General features: G+C 68.7%; 13 protein-coding genes. 3 read left to right on the top strand and 10 right to left on the bottom strand.

Features of this window, described 5'->3' with window-relative positions; translation table 11 throughout:
- From QSK35_RS31450 to QSK35_RS31430, 5 genes are read right to left on the bottom strand one after another with little or no spacing between them, the layout of a single operon-like run.
- Window positions 1-1,179: an RtcB family protein gene (locus QSK35_RS31450; protein ID WP_285751212.1), complete on the bottom strand. Its 1,179-nt coding sequence runs from the start codon at window positions 1,177-1,179 to the stop codon at window positions 1-3.
- A 45-nt stretch (window positions 1,180-1,224) separates the two neighbouring features.
- Window positions 1,225-1,878 carry a hypothetical protein gene (locus tag QSK35_RS31445; RefSeq protein ID WP_285751211.1) on the bottom strand — a complete coding sequence of 218 codons (654 nt, stop codon included), beginning with the start codon at window positions 1,876-1,878 and terminating at the stop codon, window positions 1,225-1,227.
- 49 nt (window positions 1,879-1,927) lie between these two features.
- A complete protein-coding gene (locus QSK35_RS31440) occupies window positions 1,928-2,725 on the bottom strand; it encodes an ABC transporter permease (protein WP_285751210.1) in 798 nt (265 codons plus the stop codon).
- Window positions 2,722-3,675 carry an ATP-binding cassette domain-containing protein gene (locus QSK35_RS31435; RefSeq protein WP_285751209.1) on the bottom strand — a complete coding sequence of 318 codons (954 nt, stop codon included), beginning with the start codon at window positions 3,673-3,675 and terminating at the stop codon, window positions 2,722-2,724. The genes QSK35_RS31440 and QSK35_RS31435 overlap by 4 nt, the downstream gene beginning before the upstream one ends.
- Window positions 3,676-3,713: 38 nt before the next feature.
- A complete protein-coding gene (locus QSK35_RS31430) occupies window positions 3,714-6,653 on the bottom strand; it encodes a S8 family peptidase (RefSeq protein WP_285751208.1) in 2,940 nt (979 codons plus the stop codon).
- Window positions 6,654-6,859: 206 nt separating this feature from the next.
- Between QSK35_RS31430 and QSK35_RS31425 the strand changes: the two genes are divergently transcribed.
- Window positions 6,860-8,185 carry an NAD(P)-binding domain-containing protein gene (locus QSK35_RS31425; RefSeq protein ID WP_285751207.1) on the top strand — a complete coding sequence of 442 codons (1,326 nt, stop codon included), beginning with the start codon at window positions 6,860-6,862 and terminating at the stop codon, window positions 8,183-8,185.
- Here QSK35_RS31425 and QSK35_RS31420 read toward each other — a convergent pair.
- The gene (locus tag QSK35_RS31420) at window positions 8,175-8,954 is read right to left on the bottom strand and encodes an ABC transporter permease (protein ID WP_285751206.1); all 780 of its coding nucleotides are present in this window, start codon (window positions 8,952-8,954) and stop codon (window positions 8,175-8,177) included. The genes QSK35_RS31425 and QSK35_RS31420 overlap by 11 nt on opposite strands.
- The gene (locus QSK35_RS31415; RefSeq protein WP_502881745.1) at window positions 8,951-9,928 is read right to left on the bottom strand and encodes an ATP-binding cassette domain-containing protein; all 978 of its coding nucleotides are present in this window, start codon (window positions 9,926-9,928) and stop codon (window positions 8,951-8,953) included. Before QSK35_RS31415 ends, QSK35_RS31420 begins: the two co-directional genes overlap by 4 nt.
- Window positions 9,929-9,967: 39 nt before the next feature.
- Between QSK35_RS31415 and QSK35_RS31410 the strand changes: the two genes are divergently transcribed.
- Window positions 9,968-10,723, top strand: a complete 756-nt coding sequence (locus tag QSK35_RS31410) for a TetR/AcrR family transcriptional regulator (protein ID WP_285751204.1) — start codon at window positions 9,968-9,970, stop codon at window positions 10,721-10,723.
- Window positions 10,724-10,809: 86 nt separating this feature from the next.
- Window positions 10,810-11,613, top strand: a complete 804-nt coding sequence (locus QSK35_RS31405) for a S1 family peptidase (RefSeq protein ID WP_285751203.1) — start codon at window positions 10,810-10,812, stop codon at window positions 11,611-11,613.
- Between the two features lie 228 nt (window positions 11,614-11,841).
- Here the strand turns inward: QSK35_RS31405 and QSK35_RS31400 are convergent, their stop codons facing one another.
- The 3 genes from QSK35_RS31400 to QSK35_RS31390 are packed head-to-tail and all read right to left on the bottom strand — an operon-like array spanning window position 11,842 to window position 13,458.
- Window positions 11,842-12,249 carry a heavy metal-responsive transcriptional regulator gene (locus QSK35_RS31400; protein WP_285751201.1) on the bottom strand — a complete coding sequence of 136 codons (408 nt, stop codon included), beginning with the start codon at window positions 12,247-12,249 and terminating at the stop codon, window positions 11,842-11,844.
- A 35-nt stretch (window positions 12,250-12,284) separates the two neighbouring features.
- Complete coding sequence (locus QSK35_RS31395) at window positions 12,285-12,740, bottom strand: hypothetical protein (RefSeq protein WP_285751200.1); 456 nt, start codon at window positions 12,738-12,740, stop codon at window positions 12,285-12,287.
- Window positions 12,741-12,750: 10 nt separating this feature from the next.
- The gene (locus tag QSK35_RS31390; protein ID WP_285751199.1) at window positions 12,751-13,458 is read right to left on the bottom strand and encodes a hypothetical protein; all 708 of its coding nucleotides are present in this window, start codon (window positions 13,456-13,458) and stop codon (window positions 12,751-12,753) included.
- Window positions 13,459-13,532: the final 74 nt, after the last annotated feature.

Raw genomic sequence — 13,532 nt, 5'->3', positions numbered from 1 at the left:
TCAGCCCTTGATACAGACGACCTGCTTCAGCTTCGCGACCACCTTGACGAGGTCGGACTGGTCTGCGATGACCGTGTCGATATCCTTGTAGGCGCCCGGAATCTCGTCCACGACACCCGAGTCCTTGCGGCACTCCACCCCAGCGGTCTGGGATCGCAGATCCTCGGTCGTGAACGTCTTGCGGGCCTTGTTGCGCGACATCCGGCGGCCCGCGCCGTGGCTCGCCGACTCGAACGAGTCCGGGTTTCCCAGTCCCCGCACGATGTAACTTCCGGTGCCCATCGAACCCGGGATGATGCCCAGCTCGCCGCGGCCGGCGCGGATCGCGCCCTTGCGCGTCACCAGAACGTCCTCGCCGAAGTGCGTCTCCTCGGCGACGTAGTTGTGGTGACACGAGATCGGCTCGTCGAACTCGATGTGCGGGAACTCGGTGCGCAACACGTCCGTCACCAAGCGCAGCATCACCGCGCGGTTGCGTCGCGCGTAGTCCTGAGCCCAGTACAGGTCGTGGCGGTACTCGGCCATCTCCGGCGTGCCCGCGAGGAACACCGCGAGGTCCGGGTCCGGCAGCTCGGCGTTGTGCGCGAGGGTGCGCGCCACCGAGATGTGGTGCTGCGCCAGCTCGTTGCCGATGCCGCGCGAGCCGGAGTGCAGCATCACCCACACCTGCTGCCGTTCGTCCAGGCAGATCTCCAGGAAGTGGTTGCCGCCACCGAGCGTGCCCATCTGGTTGCGCGCCTTCTCCGCCCGCGCCTTCACGGCCGGGGTGAGCTCGTCGAACGCCTTCCAGAAGCGCTGCCAGTCCTGCGCGTCGCGCTCGGTGAACGCCGGTTCCCGGTGCTGCCCGAAGCCGACCGGCACGACCGACTCGATGCGGCTGCGCAGCCGGCGGAGGCTCTCCGGCAGGTCGGCGGCGTTGATCGACGTCCGGACGGCGGTCATGCCGCAGCCGATGTCCACGCCGACGGCCGCGGGGGAGACGGCGTCGCGCAACGCGATCACCGATCCGACCGTCGCGCCCTTGCCGTAATGCACGTCCGGCATCACGGCGATGTGCTTCACGGCCCACGGCAGCGCGGAGATGTTCTGGAGCTGCTGCATGGCGAACGGCTCGACCTCGTCCGGTCGAGTCCACATGCGGATGTCCACGTTCTGTCCGCGGACGATGGTTGCTGCCATGCGACCAGGCTAGGTCGCGGTGCCGTGGGCCGCGAGCGGATTACCTCACTCCACTGTGGACACGAACTCCCACGCGCCCTGCCGTGTGGTGGAGTTCGCCCAGTTGCCACCGATCTTGATGACGAACGCCTTCACGAGCGACAGGTCGTCCCGGTCGGCGACGAGGATCAGCTTGTCGTGCATGGTGACCGACCCGCCGCCGATCTTCTCGCGCGCCACCGGGTCGTTCGCCAGTCCGTCGCGCAGCTGCTTCGGGGTCACACCGGGCACCTCGACCTGCACGGCGTTGATCCGCGGCGACATCTTCGGCAGGAACTCGAAAGTGAGCACCGACTCCTGCTGGTACTGCTTGCGCACCACGTCCGCCGCGTGGTGCAGGCCGTCCGAGCTCAGCCCGCGCACGTCGAACTTGCGGGACCGCTCGTAGGTGGTCTGCTGCAGGCTGCTCGACCAGAACACGCCGTCGAGCAGCGTCGAACGTTCGGTGCGGCCGCCGTTGGTCGCGATGATGCCGCGCACCTCGATGTCGAACCGCACGAGCCGCGTCCTCAGCCGCGGGTCGTCCGGGTCGGTGATCACCGCGGTGTTGCTGGTCGCGAAGATCTCCGGTGCCGGAAGTGGCTCGGCTGCCGCCGGGTGCACGCCGATGACGAGGGCCAGGGCCGTCGACGCGAGGAAAGCCGTCAGGCGGTTTCTCATGCGGTTCAACGTATGGGCGATCTACGATGTCGTCGATCACACGTTCCGGTCATCGGGCTGCCGCTCGTTTGTACTGGCGGATGGCCAGGGGGACGAAGACGGCCAGGAGGATCGCGATCCACAGCAGCGAGGCGAGGACGGCGTGCTGCAGCGGCCATGCCGTGGGTGGTTGCGGACCGGTGTTGCCGAACAGTTCGCGGACCGCCTGGGTGATCGACGAGACCGGGTTCCATTCGGCGAACACCCGCAGCGGGGCCGGGAACGTCTCGGTGCGGGCGAAGGTGTTCGCGAGGAACGACAGCGGGAAGATGAACATGAAGCTCGCGTTGCTGAACACCTCCGGGCTGGGTACCAGCAGGCCGACGATCGCCATGCCCCACGAGAAGGCGTAGGCGAACAGCATGAGCAGCGCGAAGCCGGCCGCCGCCGACCAGAACGACGAGTGGACGCGCCAGCCGACGGCGAGGCCCGTCAGGGACATCACGGTGATCACCATGATGTTGTTGACCAGGTCGGACGTCGTCCGGCCGACCAGCACCGCCGACCGGGCCATCGGCAGGGACCGGAAGCGGTCGATGACGCCCTTCTGGATGTCCTCGGCCAGGCCGGCACCGGTGAAGGAGGCGCCGAACATCACGGTCTGCGCGAAGATCCCCGCCATCAGGAACTCGCGGTAGCTCATCCCGGGGATCTCGATCGACCCGCCGAACACGTACCCGAACAGCAGCACGAACATGATCGGCGACAGGATCGAGAAGAAGATCAGGTCCGGCACGCGCTTGACCTTGAGCAGGTTGCGCCGGGCGATGACCACGCCGTCGCCGAGGGACTGCACGAGAGTCGTCACCGGGAGACCTCCGAGGAAGAAGCCGCGTGACCCGTCAGGGCCAGGAACACGTCGTCGAGCGTGGGGCGGCGCAGACCGACGTCGCGCACTTTCACGGCCTCGGCGTCGAGCAGCCGGATCGCCTCCACCAGCACGGATGCGCCGCCGGACACCGGGACGGTCAGCTGGTGACCGTCGACGGTGATCTCGCTGATCGCCACCCCGGCCAGCGCCGACCGCGCCAGCGCGAGGTCGGACGCCTGCCGGACGGTCAGCTCCAGGCGCTCGCCGCCCACCTGGTCCTTGAGCTGGTCCGCGGTGCCGAGCGCGATCACGCGGCCGTGGTCGATCACGGCGATCCGGTCCGCGAGGCGGTCGGCCTCCTCCAGGTACTGGGTGGTCAGCAGCAACGTCGTGCCTCCCGCGACCAGCTCCGCGATGACGTCCCACATGCCCATGCGCGACCGCGGGTCGAGGCCCGTCGTCGGCTCGTCGAGGAACAGCACGGACGGCCGCGCCACCAGGGATGCGGCGAGGTCCAGGCGTCTGCGCATGCCGCCGGAGTAGCCCTTGACCATGCGGTCGGCCGCCTCGACCAGGTCGAACACCTCGAGCAGCTCGCGGGCACGGTCGCGGGAGGCCGTGCGGCCCAGGTGGTAGAGCCGCCCGACCATGTCGAGGTTCTCGAACCCCGTCAGGTACTCGTCCACCGCCGCGTACTGACCGGACAACCCGATCCGGCGGCGGAGCTCGACGGCGTCGGAACGCACGTCGAGCCCCGCCACCCGCGCGGTGCCCGAGTCGGGCTCCAGCAAGGTCGTGAACACCCGCACGGAGGTCGTCTTGCCCGCTCCGTTGGGACCGAGCAGGCCCATCACGGTGCCCTCGGGCACCGCCAGGTCGAGGCCGTCCAGTGCGACCACCGACCCGTACCGCTTTGTCAGCCCCTCGGCCACGATCGCGTCTGCCATGAGGTCATCTTGGCCGGGGGGTCCGACAACTTTGGGACTTACTGCCCGAACTGGTACGCCCTCAGGACGGTTTGCCGCACCGAATTGCCACTTGCGTCCGCTGCCGAAGTGCGCAAGCCGACGAAGCCGTTGCCGGCCGGATGCGTCAGCTGTGCCGAGTAGGCGTCACCCGACTGCGTGACCGGAACGGTCTTCCAGGTCTTGCCGTCGTCGTAGGACACCGACAGCTCCACGCCGGAAACCGCTCCCGAGTTGCCGCCCACGCGCAGCGTCAGCGGGAACGCACCCGATGGCGCCACGCCGCGCGAGGACACCTTGCCCGACGCACGGATGAACATCAGCTGCGAGCCGTTGAACGTCCACGTCGCGTCCACCTTCGAGCCGAGCACCGAGAACTTCTGCGACCGCGTCGCGGAGGTCTTCAACGTCAGCGGACCCGGCGTCGCGGTGAACGTCCCACCGCCCGCCGTGTCCGACTTCCCGAGCACGACACCGTTGCGCGACAGCTCGGACGTACCCTTGATCGCGCCGTTCAGCACACCGTCATACTCGCTGGCCGACACCACGTCACCAGGCGCGAACAACGCGACGTCGATGGTGATCTCGTTCCCCTCGCGCACCACCGGGTCCGGGATCGGCCCGATCGGCGCCCGGTTCCACTCGTTGGTGAACGACCCGGCGCGCTCGAACTTGCGCACGTGCGTGAGGAACTCGGCCGTCGTGCCGTCCGAGATCGACATCTGCTGCTTCCACGTCACACCGGGCGTGTAGTACTCGGTCCGCGTGGACGGCACCTTCACCGGCAGGTCCGTGTACCCGAGCCCGCTGTCGTCCCACGGCAGCGCGCCCGTGTCCGACCGCGTCGCCGTCGTCGTCGCCCCCTGCACGTAGTAGGTCGCTTTCACCGCGGCCAGTTCACCGGCGGAGAACGCCAGAGATGAAGGCACGCGGTCCTTCGAGCCGAACACCAGGTTGTAGACCGACGTCCCGTCCACGAGCACGGGCCGGAACGAGAACCCGAGCACCCGGTCCTGGGTGGCGGTAGGCGTCGCGTAGAACGCCGTGTCCGCCGAGGAGGCGTACGTCAGGTTGTCGTTCCCGAACACGAGGCTCGCCTGGTACGAGTCGAGCTTGGCCTTGCCCGCCTTGACGGTCACCGGTTTCGCCGTGTTCTCGTCGGCCTGAACCGTCGTGTTCGACGACACCACGATGCCGGGCTTCACCAACGCCGTCGCGTACCGCTTGCCCTTGGTGGAGGACTCGCTGAACCCGATCAGGTCGTAGCGGCCCTTGGGCAGCCGCAGCGTCTCCTTGCTGCCGTCCTCGTTGAACCGCAACCGGTTGTAGACACCGGTGTCGACATTCACCAGCGCGCCGTACCAGCTCTCGTCGACCTCACCGCGCAGCTCCCGCTTCACGGTCACGTCGTAGCTCTCCGGCTCCACCGACGCGCCCAGCGCCACCCGAACGACCAGAGAGCCGTCCGTTGCGGTCAGCCAGTCGCTGAGCAGCCCGTCCGCCTTCGGCGTGAACGACAGGTCCACCGACGCGCTGCCGCCCGCCGGCACGGTGACCGACGACGCCGACAACGCCACCGGCGCCTTCAGGGCGAGAGTCGAGGCGCTGGAACCGGAGTTGAAGAACGTCACCTTCCGCGTGACCGGGGAAGTGCTGTGGGGCCACGGGAAACGCCCGAAGTTCACCGATCCTGCCGAGGCGCGGACCGGAGAGGACACCGCACGCCCGATGTCCAGCCGACCGGCACCCTGCTGGTACACGGTCAGGTCCTTCAACGGCGAAGCGGCGTTCATCAGCGCCGCCTTGAGCTCGGGCGCCTTCCACGAAGGGTGTTGCTGCAACAGCAAAGCGGCCGCGCCCGTCACGTGCGGCGTCGCCATCGACGTGCCGTTCGCACTGGTGTACAAGGAGTTCACGGGCGTGCCCATCGACGTGCCCTTGGCCCGCGCCGCGATGATGTCCGAACCCGGCGAGGCGATGTCCGGCTTGATCGCGTCGTCCACGAGCCGCGGGCCCTGGCTGGAGAACCGCGACAGCTCGTCCTGCTTCGTCACGCTGCCCACGGCCAGTGCCAGGTCCGCCGCGGCCGGGTTGCCGACCTTGCGCGCCGCACCGGCGTTGCCCGCCGCGACGACGAACAACGCGCCGGACTTGGCGCTGATCTTGTTGAGCGCCAACGAAAGCGGGTCCTTGCCGTCGGTCGGCCCGCCGCCCAGCGACATGTTCACGATCGACGCGCCCTGGTCGGCCGCCCACTGCATGCCCGCGATGATCGCGTCCTCCGGGCAGCCGCCGTCGTCCTCGCACACCTTGCCGATCAGCAGCGAGGCGTCCGGCGCGACACCGGCGTACTTCCCGTTCGATCCGGCACCCGAGCCGGCGATGGTGGACGCGGTGTGCGTGCCGTGCCCGTAGCCGTCCTTGATGCTCGAACCGGTGAAGTCCTTGGTGGCCACCACGTTCTTCAGGTCCGGATGCGACGCGTCGTACCCGCCGTCGAGATCGGCGACCTTGACGCCCTTGCCGGTGAACCCGGCCTGCCACGCCGCGGGCACGCCGATCTGCGCGTTGCTCACGTCGTCGACGAGGTGCGCCTTGCCGTTGAGCCAGATCCGGTCGAACCCGCCGGTGCGCCACAACGACGCCAGTTCGGACTTGCGCGCCAGCACGGACGAACCGCCCAACGCGGGCAGTTCGCGCACCACGGACGCCGCGAACCCGCCAGAGACGATGAGTGGCAGATCGGACCGATGACGGTCGTCGAACCCGTCGCGGGCGAGCGCGGTGACGTTGAACAACCGCTCGTCCAGCCGGCCCGCCTCGACGAGCCGCGCGGCGTCGGACGGCACCACGGTGAGCTCGCCGTCACGCTTGGACGTGTAGAAGGAGACCCGGTCCCGCCCAGGTCCGCGGATCACCCGCGGCTGGTCACCGAGAACGACTTTGTCGCCCGTGACCAAAGTGACAGTATGCGGGGAATCTGGCGCGGGAGTTCGTGGCGATGCCTCCGCGGCACCGCACAACCCCGCGACCAGTACCAGTGCGACCGCGCTGGTGACCGTCCGCCGACGCATGGATCCTCTATTCGTTGGTCGGTGCGGCGACGGCGACCGTGACCCTACCGTCCGGTTGACATCGGGGGGTAGACATGAGAAACCTTCGAGACATGACTCGGGTGTGCGTGATCGGGGCCGGATCGTCGGGTATTGCCGCATGTCAGGTGCTGCACGCGCGCGGGATCGAGTTCGACTGCTACGAGACAGGGTCCGAGATCGGGGGTAACTGGCGTTACCTCAACGACAACGGAATGTCGTCGGCGTACCGCTCGCTGCACATCAACACCTCACGGCAGCTGATGGAGTACAAGTCCTTCCCGATGCCGGACCACCTGCCCGCGTACCCGAGCCACTACCAGATCGCCGAGTACTTCGACGACTTCGTGAAGCACCACGGGTTCCGCGACCGCATCACGTTCCGCACCGAGGTGACCAGGGTCGAGCCGAAGGAAAACGGTTTCAATGTCACCGCGCGATGGCGCGACGGTGGGAACGAGATCACCAACCACTACGACCACGTGATCGTCGCGAACGGCCACCACTGGTCGCCGCGCCTGCCCGAACCCGCGTTCCCCGGCGAGTTCACCGGTCTGCAGCTGCACGCGCACGACTACAAGACGCCCGAGATCCTCGAGGACAAACGGGTCCTGGTGCTCGGCATCGGCAACTCGGCGTGCGACATCGCGGTCGAGTCGTCCCGCGTGGCGCGCCGGACGTTCCTCGCCATGCGGCGCGGCGCGCACATCGTGCCCAAGTACCTGTTCGGAAAGCCGACCGACGAGCTGACCACGTCGTGGCTCGCCTCCAAGACGCCGTTCTGGTTCCAGCGCCTCAGCTTCCAGCTCATGCTGCGGCTCGCGCGCGGCAAGGTCACGGACTACGGCCTGCCGCAGCCCGACCACAAGGTGCTGCACGCGCACCCGACCGTGACCGACGACCTGCTCACCCGCCTCGGCCACGGCGACATCGCGGTCAAGCCGAACATCGTGCGCCTCGACGGCGACACCGTGATGTTCGCCGACGGCAGCACCGAACAGGTCGACATCATCGTCTACTGCACCGGCTACAAGATCGAGTTCCCGTTCCTCGACGACGACGTGGTTCCCGTGCGGGACAACGAGGTCGCGCTCTTCCGCCGGGTCGTCGATCCTGTCCACAAAGGACTGTACTTCCTCGGCCTCATCCAGCCGCTGGGAGCGATCATGCCGCTGGCCGAGGCGCAGGCGGAGTGGGTCGCGGACATCGTCGAGGGACGCGCCGCGTTGCCGTCCGAGGAGGACATGCGCGCCGAGATCGCCGCGTACGGACGCAAGCTGCACGAGCGGTACGTGACGTCCAAGCGGCACACGATCGAGGTCGACTTCTTCGCCTACAAGAGCGAGCTCGCCGCGGAGCGCCGCGCCGGGGCGCGGCGCGTCCAGACGGCTAGCGGCTGAGGTCGCGATACCGCCGCACGGACAGCGGCCAGAAGATCGCCACCAGCAGCAGCGGCCATACGATCGCGAGCAGGACGGCGTGCTGCGCGGCCCAGGAGTCCCCACCCACACCGGGGTTTCCGAACAGCTCCCGGCACGCCGCCACGGTCGACGAGATCGGGTTCCACTCCGACACCAGTCGCAGCCACGGGGGCATCAGCTCCGGCGACACGAAGGTGTTCGCGAACATCGTCAACGGGAACAGCACCATCCACGACGCGCTGGACGCCTCGGGCTTGAGCAACAGTCCGAAGTAGATACCGACCCAGATCAACGCGAACCGCAGCCACAGCAACAGTCCCACCGCGGCCAGTGCGCTCACGATCCCGAGGTGCCACCGCCACCCGATGGCCAGTCCGCACAGCACGAGCAGCAGGATCTCCAGCGTCGAGTTCACCAGGTCCGCGATGCTGCGCCCGGCCACGACCCCGGTCTGCGACATCGGCGACGCGCGGAACCGGTCCGTCACGCCACGCGAGGCGTCCAGCGACACGACCATCATCGTGGCGGCGGTGCCGAACGCGATGGCCTGGCCGAGCATGCCCGGCAACAGGAACTCCTGGTAGCTGCCGCCGCCGTACACGCTCATCGCGCTGCCGAACACGAACGCGAAGATCAGCACGGACACGACCGGGTAGAGCATCCCGGCGAACACCCGGACCGGTTCACGGATCCAGTGCATCAGGTCCCGCTTGGCGACGACCCAGCTGTCTGTCAGTGCGTAGATCATGCCGCCACCGCCTTGTGCCCGGTCAGAGTCAGGAAGACCTCGTCGAGAGTGGGCCGGCGCAACGCGATGTCCTCCGCCTCGACACCGGCGTCGGCGAGATCCCGCGTCACGCGCGTCAACGCCGCCACCCGGTCCTCGACCGCCGCGCTCACCCGGAAGTTGTCCGCGTCGACCTCGGCCGCGGCACCGAGAATCCGGGCCGCCGCACCCAGGTCACCGGCGGACCGGACGACGACCTCGATCCGGTCCCCGCCCAGCTTCGACTTCAGCTGGTCGGGCGGCCCGTCCGCGACGACCTTCCCGCTGTCCAGCACGACGATCTGGTCCGCCAGCTGGTCGGCCTCGTCCAGGTACTGCGTCGTCAGCAGCACGGTCGTGCCCTCCGCGACGAGGCGCTTCACCTCCCGCCACACCTCGCCGCGGTTGCGCGGGTCGAGGCCTGTCGTCGGTTCGTCGAGGAACAACACCTGCGGCGCCATGATGAAGCTGGACGCCAGGTCCAGGCGTCGCCGCATGCCGCCGGAGTACGTCTTGGCGCGTTTCCCGGCCGCGTCCGTCAGCCCGAACTGCTCCAGCAGCTCGTCCGCCCGGCGCTCGGCCTGCCTGCGGGACAGGTGATAGAGCCGGCCCCACATCACCAGGTTCTCTCGCCCGGTCAGCACGGCGTCCACAGTGGACTGCTGACCGTTGAGCCCCACCCGGCGCCGCACCTCGGCCGCGTCCCGGACCACGTCGAACCCGGCCACCTCGGCCCGTCCGCCGTCCAGGCGCAGCAGCGTCGCGAGGATCCGCACCGCCGTCGTCTTGCCCGCGCCGTTCGGGCCGAGCAGCCCGCAGACCGTGCCCGCGGGCACGGTCAGGTCGATCCCGTCCAGCGCCGCCTTCTTGTCGAACGTCTTGCGCAGCCCCTCAGCCAAGACCGCCACGTTCCACCCCCAAGAACTGTGTACGTCGTATACTTCGGTGTACTTCATACACAGTTCTAGGATCGGTGGTCAAGCGAGGGGAGCGGTGTGAAGCAGGAGGACCCGGAGCGCGGCATCCGGTTGTTGTGGGATGCGCAGGCGGAGCCGACTCGTGGGCCCAAACCCGCGTTGAGCCTGGACCGCGTGGTGGCGGCCGGCATCGAGGTCGCCGACACCGAAGGCCTCGGCGCGCTGACCATGCGGCGGGTCGCGGAGGTGCTCGGCTTCACCACGATGTCGCTCTACCGGTACGTGCCGGGCAAGTCAGAGCTGCTCGACCTGATGGTCGACACCGTCATCGGCGAGGCCGAGCTCGCCGAGGGCGGCTGGCGCGACGGCCTGGAGCGCTATGCCCGCGGCATGTGGGCGGTGTTCCGGCGCCACCCGTGGGTCTCGCAGCTCACCGGCACCCGGCGCACGCCCGGCCCACGCACGATCGAGAGCATGGAGGCCGCGCTGGCCGTCCTGGCGAACATCGGGCTGACCGCGGCCGAGATGAACGCCGTCTTCCTGACCGTCGGCTACTTCGTCGACAGCGTCGCCCGGCGGCTGGCCGACCGGCGGGACGCCGAGCGGGAGTCCGGTGAGACCGAGGACTCGTGGTGGGCGAGCCGCACCACCGTGTTCGAGCACTTCACGCCGGACCGGTTCCCGATGATGAACCACGTGTACCTGTCCGGCGGATTCGACAAACCCTTGGACGAGTTCGAGTTCGGGCTCGCGCGGGTGCTGGACGGCATCGCGGTGTTCATCGAGGCGGAGGACCGGCCGCACATCCCGCTCGCCAATTGCGACACGGAGTAGCTACCTACGGCCCTGCGACTGTGCACTTTGGTCTGATCACGTTTCCATCAGTATTCCCGTTGCACTGCAAGCGAACAACGGGAGACATGATGAACCGGAAGTGGGCGGCCGTCGCGGGAGCCGTGCTCGGCCTACTCCTTCCCCTGGGGACGGCGTCCGCTGACCCGGATGACGTGCACGGCACGGTGGTCGGCGGAACGGAGGCGTCCACCGCGGACTACCCGTGGATGGTGTACCTCGCCCCGGCCGAGAACGACCACGAGCTCTTCTGCGGTGGCAGCCTCGTCGCGCCGGCCAAGGTTCTGACGGCGGCGCACTGCGTGTTCCGCAAGCCCGAGGGGTACAAGGTCGTCGCGCGCCGGGACGTCCGGTCGAGCGACGCGGGCGTCGTCGTCGGTGTTGAGAAGATCTGGGTGCACCCGAAGTACGACGAGGACGGCCGCCACGACGTCGCCGTGATGACGCTGAAGCAGCCGTTGCCGTACCGCCCGGTGCCGTTCGCGGGTCCGCTGGACAAATGGCGGGAACGGCCCGGCACCGCCACGACCGTGCTCGGCTGGGGCCTCACCGAGGAACCGACCGAGCCCACCGAGCCGTCGGACCAGCTGCGGAAGGCCACCGTGCCGCTCATCAGCGACGAGACGTGCGCGGCGCAGTACCCGGCGGGCCCGGACCTGCGGGCGTTCGACAAGCGGACTCAGATCTGCGCGGGCGTGCCCCAGGGCGGCGTGGACACGTGCGCGGGCGACTCGGGCGGCCCGCTGCTCGTGCGGGGCAAGATCGTCGGAATCACGTCGTGGGGCCGCGGTTGTGCCCGGCCGGACGCGGCGGGCGTGTACGCGCGGGTGTCGACGCACTACCGGGACATCTTGGCGCAGATCATCCACTAGGTCCGTTGCACCGCAAGCGAAATCGCCGGGAGACACGACGCACCGGAAGTGGGCGACCGTCGCGGGAGCCGTGCTCGGCGCCGGCTGCGGACGGCCGGACTGGCCGGGCGTGTTGACGTGGGTGTCGGCGGACCACTGGGACGTCTGGGCGCAGATCCTGCGGTAGGAGGCGGGCGCCTCGCCTCCCGGTCAGCGGGCTAGCAGCAGCCGCAGTCGGTGCAGCAGTCGTCACCCATCCCGATCACCTCCCTCCGGTGGACACCAGACACCGGGCGCGATGTCGGGGCACTCACCCCCTGGGAGTGCCCCGACCATCCGCACGAGCTCGGCGCGCAGACCGGAGAGCCGCCGGATCTCGGCGTCGAGCTCGGCGATGTGCCGGTGCAGCAACGTTTCCGCCGGCTCGCACGGGCACACGCCGGTGTCGCGCACGGCGAGCAGCTCGGCGATCTCCTTGAGCCGCAGCCCGAGGCGCTGGCAGCCCTGGATGAACCGGATGCGTTCGGCGGCGTCCGCGGGGTACTGGCGGTACCCCGACGCGGTGCGCGGCGGCGGGGCGAGCAGGCCCGTGCGTTCGTAGTAGCGCACGGTGTCCGGCCGCACTCCCGTCTCGCGGGCGAGTTCGGCGACTCTCATGCGATCCACGCTAAACCTTGGACCGCACTCCAGGGTCAAGAGCTCGCGGCGGCCGCCTGGGCGTCCCAGGCCGTCAGCACGATGGTGAACACGAAGACCTGCAACGGCAGCGGCAGGCCGGGCAGGTCCGCGACGGCGTCACTGCGCCACGCGCTCACCCGCTTCACCGAACCGATCGGCTGGTCGCCTTCGAGGAGCTGCTCCTCGTGCCGCCACCATGAGGCGCGCCGGAACCGGTACAGCTGCCCGTTCGACTCGACGGTCCACCGCTTGCGGCCGATGCGGTCCGCGACGGCGACGACCTCGCCCGCCTCGTCGGTCATCTCGTAGCGCGTGGCGAACAGGTTCGACTTCACCTCGTAGCGGCGGCCCTCCAGCTCGAGGGTGCCGCCGTTGCGCCACAGCCGGTCGTGCCAGGTCGCGATCCGCGTGCCGTCCGAGCTGAGCTCGTACTGGCTGCGCCACAAGCTGATTCTTCGAGCTTCCAGCATGTGCTCCAGGCTAGATGCGGACCGGGGTGGCGTCGATCGTGAACCGGCCCGTCGGGTAGCGGTGCGTCAGCTGCTGCCGGTTGCGCTCGGCCTCGTCGCGGGTGAGGAACGCGCCGTACGCGTGCGGCTCGGGGCCCATGACGACGTAGATGAACCGGTAGCGCGTCCGTTCGGCCGGTATCGAGTGCTCCGGCATCACGATTGTGTCGACGAACTCGCTGACCGTCGCAATTGGAGTGTCGAAGCCACCGTTCGCGCCGTCCAGCGCGGTCCGCGCCCACGGCGGGGTGTCGCAGTGCTGCGCGAAGTAGCTCGGCTCGCCGCGCGCGTGGTCCTCGTGCCACCCGATGGCCTGCGCGACGACGTAGTCCAGCTCGCCGCTGCCGTCGTCGAGGATGAAGTACCGCGACCCGAGGTCGAACTCGCTCTCCGCCGGGTCGAAGTAGGTGATCCCCGGGGTGTCGCGCTGGATGTGCTCCTGCTCGGCCGTTGTGGCGCAACGGATGTGCAGCCCGTTGTAGTTGCTGCGGACCTTCATCACGTAGACCGACTTGAACAGGATGTCGATCCGGGTCCAGTCGGTGCCGCCGTCGCAGCGCAGCAGCAGTCTGCTGTGCGCGGATGTGTAGTCCCACCACGTGAACTTCCGATGGGAGCGGTAGATCTCGGTACCCGCCAGGAGTTGCTCGCTGCGGTCGAGCCAGACATTGATCGACATAGCGCCGCACAAACTACCGCCAGTGGCGGAAGTTCGCTCGGTGTGAGCAAAGCGCTTTCCGAGCTGTGATCAGC

It is taken from the genome of Lentzea sp. NBRC 105346 (assembly GCF_030269605.1).
Classification (GTDB): Bacteria; Actinomycetota; Actinomycetes; order Mycobacteriales; family Pseudonocardiaceae; genus Lentzea.
Note: the sequence above shows the minus strand (reverse complement) of the source record. Positions and strands in the feature narration are given on the sequence as shown.

Coding starts and splice junctions, on each gene's coding strand:
- QSK35_RS31435 (WP_285751209.1), bottom strand. CDS start 3,675: ATGGCAGACGCGATCGTGGCCGAGGGGCTGACAAAGCGGTACGGGTCG.
- QSK35_RS31400 (WP_285751201.1), bottom strand. CDS start 12,249: ATGAGAGTCGCCGAACTCGCCCGCGAGACGGGAGTGCGGCCGGACACC.
- QSK35_RS31445 (WP_285751211.1), bottom strand. CDS start 1,878: ATGAGAAACCGCCTGACGGCTTTCCTCGCGTCGACGGCCCTGGCCCTC.
- QSK35_RS31420 (WP_285751206.1), bottom strand. CDS start 8,954: ATGATCTACGCACTGACAGACAGCTGGGTCGTCGCCAAGCGGGACCTG.
- QSK35_RS31425 (WP_285751207.1), top strand. CDS start 6,860: ATGACTCGGGTGTGCGTGATCGGGGCCGGATCGTCGGGTATTGCCGCA.
- QSK35_RS31405 (WP_285751203.1), top strand. CDS start 10,810: ATGATGAACCGGAAGTGGGCGGCCGTCGCGGGAGCCGTGCTCGGCCTA.
- QSK35_RS31450 (WP_285751212.1), bottom strand. CDS start 1,179: ATGGCAGCAACCATCGTCCGCGGACAGAACGTGGACATCCGCATGTGG.
- QSK35_RS31390 (WP_285751199.1), bottom strand. CDS start 13,458: ATGTCGATCAATGTCTGGCTCGACCGCAGCGAGCAACTCCTGGCGGGT.
- QSK35_RS31415 (WP_502881745.1), bottom strand. CDS start 9,928: ATGAAGTACACCGAAGTATACGACGTACACAGTTCTTGGGGGTGGAAC.
- QSK35_RS31395 (WP_285751200.1), bottom strand. CDS start 12,740: ATGCTGGAAGCTCGAAGAATCAGCTTGTGGCGCAGCCAGTACGAGCTC.